Raw genomic sequence first — 5483 nt, 5'->3', positions numbered from 1 at the left:
CATGGGGGTCAGACCCATGACCAGATTGATGACGAAGAAAGGGATAGCTGGAATCAATCGAAGACTGAACAGGTAAAAACCGCCATCTTTTGCTATGCCTTCATTAAAAGCTGCCAGATGGGGGCCAAATTTACCTTGTACCCAATCCCGTAAAAGCAATCTCGAAACAAGAAAGGCAAGTGTTGCCCCGATGGTGCTGGCAAAAGAAACCAGAACTGTTCCAGTAACAAGACCGAACAATGCCCCGCCAAGTAAGGTCAGGAGTGTAGCCCCTGGTAAGGAGAGAGCCGTTGTTACAATATAAACTGCGCTATAAGCGCCAATTGCTAATAGAGTATTTTCCTTGTAAAAAGCTGAAAAATTATCTTGTTGTCCCTTTATGTATTTAAGAGTAAGGTAGTGGCCAAGGTCGAAAGATGAAAAAGCCCAAAATAAACCTGCAATGACTCCCAATATGATAATTTTTTTCATATTCTTTTTTAGGTTGGATTAATGGTTTATTTTTAAATTCCTATGTATTTGATGAGTGCCGCTCATTTTAAGCCGTGTAAAGGTACCAAAACTTCGCAAATTCATCAGTAATCTGGGATAATATCGTCCTCACGGTAGCTCTCCCAAATACTAGATAGTAGAGAAAGAGTATCAAGGTTTTGAGTCAAATCATCGTTCATATTATTCCCCCAAAATACGATTGCCAGGTTTATTCTTTATATTGTATTAATGTTGGGGGCTATTATATTGTGGAGTGTTTATAAATAAATATAAAATTTAAGCTGTAAGAAACGAAGAGAATCGTAAATAACCGTTTTATCATAGGAGTTATAGTTTTCAAGGAAATCCGTTTCATAAGGTTTTTTCCTTTGTACGTTGGACTAATGCCTCCACAATTTTTTCATGGTGGGATAGGCAAGGTGCCTTCAGGAATTCAGTGTCCTGATATTTTAACTGAAATTCATCTGCAAGTGTATGCACTCGATTGACCCAAACACCACTGAATAAAAAAAATGGAAATATAATTACACGATTAAAGCCATGAGGAATGAATTTTTCTTGAAGATCATCCAGCGACTTATTGTTAATGCCTGGAAAGAAGATAAGAGTTTTTGCAAACCCCAGCTTTTCTCCGAGATTGGAAATCTCATTTTCAACCTTAAGGTTGCAGTTTGTATTTTGACTGCCATGGCCAATTGTAATAAGCAATGTTTCACAACGTGGTATGGATTTATTTGAATTAATTTCGGCTTCTTGAATTCTACTTTTGCAGGCTTCCATAACTTCGGGATGTGTTTCAAGGGGGTTGGAAAAAATCAGATTTATTTCTGGGTGATTTTGAAGTATCTCAAAGGCGGAATTTGGGATATCTATTTCAGTGTGTTTGCCGGAAAATAGAATGCCCGGAAGAATAATAATATTTTTTAAACCAGTGTTAAGACAGGCTGACAAGGCTTCGGTTACAGTGGGTTTTGCAAACTCTAGAAAACCACCCTGGGTGTTTTGGCAAATATTTTTATCGCGAATTTTATGAAGAAGAGTTTGGAACTCCTGAGTTGCTTCCTGATTCCGACTTCCATGGCCTATGAGGCAAATGGCATAAGAATTTTTATCACTTTTTGAGATAGCCATATTGGATTATCCGGTAAAATATAGTTTTCCTTATTATAATAACCTGATAAATCTGTAAATTAAAATTGAAAGGTTATGCATGCCAACATCCTGGGCATTGCCAGAAAACGATCCATGGTCCACGCCGTTTGCAAAACTTTTATTGCACAAGCTTGAGTTGCGACCGGGTGATTCGGTACTTGATATTGCTTCTGGAGGAGGAATCCCCGCATTTCATTTGGCAGAACAGGTTGGTCCGGAAGGAAGCGTCCTGGCAATTGATATTCATCATGCACAAGTGCTTCGCTCAAGGTCGATTCAAGGTCGACATTTACCCTGGCTGAAGTTTGAGGTGGGGGACATGCGTTTTTTACCACCTACGCTTCCAGGATTTGACCGGATAACCGGCAATCTTTCCTTCATGTTTTTCCGTCCGAATCGGTTTGAGTCTCTCAGCAATATTGTCCGTTTTTTAAAGCCAGGTGGACAAATCGTGTTGACATTTCCTTCGCTGGGAACCTTTGACTCGTTATGGATGCTTGTGGATGAGGAAATGGGCCGGAGAAAACTGGAAAAGGAACGAAAAGCATTTAATGAATATCTGGAGGAACGTCCTTCTGCAAATCATGCAAAGCAGTGGTTGATGGAATTGGGCCTGGATAGGGTAGAGGTGACCGAATGGCCGCTTGAAATTTTTACGCGTCCAGGTCGAGACTTTCTGGAACATCCTCTTTTGCGTGGTGGGTTTCTAGATGATGTATACGAATGTTTTGAGGATCAGAGCCTGGCCAATGAGTTTATGGAATACATTTCAAATAATATTGACCGGTTTACTCCTTTGCTGGCGGTAAGATGTGCGATGTCAGGTTTTTCTCCCTCCCCCAAATAAACCGATTTTTACCTGTTAATGATAGGATTGCTTATGGAAATTGAAGACAGAGCCGATCTTAAAAAGAAGATTGTTGGCGAAATTGAAGTGCAGAAAGATCTGATAAGAAGTTTTACTGCCACTTCTAAGCCAGTTGCGCCGGACAATGCAATAGGTCGCCTGACTAGAATGGAAGCGATAAACAGTAAAGGTATTAGCGAAGCTTCGTTAAACTCAGCAAAGGCCAAGCTTGTTAAACTTGAGAAAGCCTTGAGCAAGGTGGATTTGCCCGAATTCGGTGTCTGCTTGCGTTGTGAAAACCCGATACCTCATGGCCGCATTATGCTCATGCCAGAAAATGTATTGTGTGTAAAATGTGCGGAAAAAAATTAATCGATCACCATAAAGACAGTTGTGTTAATGCAACAGGCCTATAGAAAGTTTGCAGAAGAACAGGAAGAATTCTCGATGAGCAGGGCGAGAGAACTTGTAAAAGACCTCTTCCGTCCCAACCCGATCATATACTGGGTAGATTTTTTTATAAGTGCTTTTCTTGGATGGGGATCTTTTGTATTGGCAATTAGTGAGCCCGCTTCATCTACCCGGCAAATCTTTTTTGTTGTCCTTGCTAGTTTTTCCTTGTACAGGGCGGCTTCATTCATCCATGAGATTGCTCATTTTAAAAAAGGTTCTTTTAAAGTATTCCGTTGGACTTGGAACCTGTTTTGCGGTTTCCCACTAATGATTCCTGCTTTTCTTTATCAGGCTGTCCACTTTGACCATCATAAACAAAATCTCTATGGGACGGAAAAAGACGGAGAATATTTCCCCTTTGCTATAAGGGGGAGGAAAAGTATTGTCGTCCATGTTCTTTTTTCTTTTATTGTCCCTGTTGTTTTTTTTGTGCGATTTTTGGTGTTGAGTCCACTGTCCCTTTTCAATAAAAAATTGAGACTATTTCTGATGGACAAGGTATCCGCGCTGGTTATAGATTTGGATTACCAGAGACCCGAGTCTTCCTGGAAGAATATTGGGGGCTGGAAAATTCAGGAGTTTTCTGCGTGCTTTTATGCCTGGGTATTTCTTGGATTCATTATGGCGGAAATAATTCCTGCGGTGGCGCTTGTCCTGTGGTACTGTGTTGAGGCGTTGATTTTTTTGGTTAATTCACTTCGAACCCTTGGCGCTCACCGCTATCAAAATCCTAAGGAAGAAGAGATGAGCTACTCAAGCCAAATGCTGGATTCAGTCAATATACCTGGGAATAGATGGGTGACTCCATTATGGGCTCCTGTGGGGTTACGCTTTCACGCAACACACCATTTATTTCCTGACCTGCCCTATCACGCGCTAGAAGAAGCACATAATAGATTAGTTCAGGATAAGGATGTGGGGAAATTATATGGTCAAACTGTTAGCTCGGGTTTGCTTTCAGCACTGACCCAGTTATGGAAGCATGCCGCCCATTGAGTAATTTATGAAATTTGATTTAGTTTTTATCAATTTACGATGAGAATATTATGACAAAACCTTTTACTATACTTAATGAAATTGAAAATGAAGATGGGCAACCCCCTCATTTAAAGAAGAATAAAATAATCTCCTTGTTGAAAAAGAAGTTTGATTTTGAAAATTCACACCTGCGTCCTCCAAATAGTAAAGATAAGGGAATTCTTGCAAAGTGTTTTGGTTATTTTGCGCCAGAGCAAGCAAAGGAATTAGGTATTTATCCATATTTCAAGGCAATTGAAGAAATTGATGGTTGCCATGTTGTCATTGACGGGAACCCTGCAATTTCTGTTTCTACAAATAATTATTTAGGGCTTGCACAGGACCCTCGTATAGTTTCTGCGGCTAGAGATGCTTTAGAGAAATTTGGCATTGGTTGCACGGGCAGCCGTTTTCTAAATGGAACTTTTAATCTACATAAGACTTTGGAAAAAGAAATCTCTTCTTTTTTGAATAGAGAAGATTCCATTGTCATGTCTACAGGGTTCCAGGCAAATCAGGGAACAATTGCTTGTCTGCTGGGTAGAAAGGATGTGGCGTTTTCTGACAGGGAAAATCATGCCAGTATTTATGAAGGGTGTGGTGTTGCTCCAGGGAAAACCGTCCGTTATCAGCATAATGATATGGATCATCTGGAATATTATTTGAAAAAGTATTCAGATGTTGAAGGCAAGATAATTATTACCGACACAATTTTCAGCATGAGTGGAGATATTGCCAATCTTCCGGCTATAGTGAAGCTTGCGAAAGATTACGGGGCTAGCGTAATGGTTGATGAGGCTCATGGCCTGGGTGTCCTGGGTGAAAGAGGGAAGGGCGTTACCAACTATTACAACCTGGAAGATGAAATCGATATTTATATGGGAACATTTTCCAAGAGCCTGGGTTCCATAGGTGGTTTTATTTCAGCAAAGTCCAAAATAACAGATTTTATTCGTCATAAGGCTTCGGCATTTATCTTTACCGCAGCCCTGCCTCCCGCATCAGTTGCCGGGGTCACTGCCGGGTTGGATGTAATGATCAATGAGCCTGAGAGGATAGATAAGTTAAGGGAAAATACGGCTTATATAAAAAGAGGGTTTTTTGATATGGGTTTCCAGGTGAACAACAATTCTATCCCTATTGTTCCAATAAAAATTGGAGAAGAGGCGCTAACACTTTATTTAAACCGCCTCCTTTTTGACGAAGGTGTATTTGCTGGTGTCGCTGTATCACCTGTTGTGCCACCTCTTAATGCAATGATTCGAACGAGCTATACCTCTAGCCATGATAAGAAAGATCTTGATAAAGTTCTCGGTTCCTTTAGAAAACTGGGGGCGAAGCTGGGTATCATTCAAAAATAAAAATGGGTTTTAAACTTGTTAAAGTTGAAACCAGCCAGAACTTGGATCAATTTGTTCGTCTTCCCTGGAAAGTTTATAAAGACCATCCTCATTGGGTTTCCCCTCTTATTCAGGAACGTAAAAGATTTTTAAACCCTGATATTAATCCTTTTTTTAGAAAT

Annotated in this window: 6 protein-coding genes; 4 read left to right on the top strand and 2 right to left on the bottom strand. The window is 40.3% G+C overall.

The annotated features are described in order from the left end of the window. Both F3741_12875 and F3741_12870 read right to left on the bottom strand, forming a co-directional pair. Window positions 1-471 (bottom strand): TVP38/TMEM64 family protein (locus F3741_12875; protein MZG31669.1); only part of this gene is annotated, 471 nt, incomplete at its 3' end. Window positions 472-843: 372 nt separating this feature from the next. Next, window positions 844-1623: a sirohydrochlorin chelatase gene (locus F3741_12870; protein MZG31668.1), complete on the bottom strand. Its 780-nt coding sequence runs from the start codon at window positions 1621-1623 to the stop codon at window positions 844-846. A gap of 79 nt (window positions 1624-1702) precedes the next feature. Between F3741_12870 and F3741_12865 the strand changes: the two genes are divergently transcribed. The 4 genes from F3741_12865 to F3741_12850 are packed head-to-tail and all read left to right on the top strand — an operon-like array spanning window position 1703 to window position 5322. Further along, on the top strand, window positions 1703-2491 hold the full coding sequence (locus F3741_12865) for a class I SAM-dependent methyltransferase (protein ID MZG31667.1): 789 nt from the start codon (window positions 1703-1705) through the stop codon (window positions 2489-2491). Window positions 2492-2524: 33 nt separating this feature from the next. After that, window positions 2525-2863 carry a hypothetical protein gene (locus tag F3741_12860; protein ID MZG31666.1) on the top strand — a complete coding sequence of 113 codons (339 nt, stop codon included), beginning with the start codon at window positions 2525-2527 and terminating at the stop codon, window positions 2861-2863. A gap of 27 nt (window positions 2864-2890) precedes the next feature. Continuing rightward, a complete protein-coding gene (locus tag F3741_12855) occupies window positions 2891-3940 on the top strand; it encodes a fatty acid desaturase (GenBank protein ID MZG31665.1) in 1050 nt (349 codons plus the stop codon). Between the two features lie 50 nt (window positions 3941-3990). Beyond that, the gene (locus F3741_12850) at window positions 3991-5322 is read left to right on the top strand and encodes an aminotransferase class I/II-fold pyridoxal phosphate-dependent enzyme (GenBank protein ID MZG31664.1); all 1332 of its coding nucleotides are present in this window, start codon (window positions 3991-3993) and stop codon (window positions 5320-5322) included. Window positions 5323-5483: the final 161 nt, after the last annotated feature.

Source organism: Nitrospinota bacterium (genome assembly GCA_009873635.1).
Taxonomy (GTDB): Bacteria; Nitrospinota; Nitrospinia; order Nitrospinales; family VA-1; genus LS-NOB.
Note: the sequence above shows the minus strand (reverse complement) of the source record. Positions and strands in the feature narration are given on the sequence as shown.

Excerpts from the sequence above, each read along its gene's own strand:
- F3741_12870 (MZG31668.1), bottom strand. The coding sequence starts at position 1,623 with ATGGCTATCTCAAAAAGTGATAAAAATTCTTATGCCATTTGCCTCATA.
- F3741_12865 (MZG31667.1), top strand. The coding sequence starts at position 1,703 with ATGCCAACATCCTGGGCATTGCCAGAAAACGATCCATGGTCCACGCCG.
- F3741_12860 (MZG31666.1), top strand. The coding sequence starts at position 2,525 with ATGGAAATTGAAGACAGAGCCGATCTTAAAAAGAAGATTGTTGGCGAA.
- F3741_12855 (MZG31665.1), top strand. The coding sequence starts at position 2,891 with ATGCAACAGGCCTATAGAAAGTTTGCAGAAGAACAGGAAGAATTCTCG.
- F3741_12850 (MZG31664.1), top strand. The coding sequence starts at position 3,991 with ATGACAAAACCTTTTACTATACTTAATGAAATTGAAAATGAAGATGGG.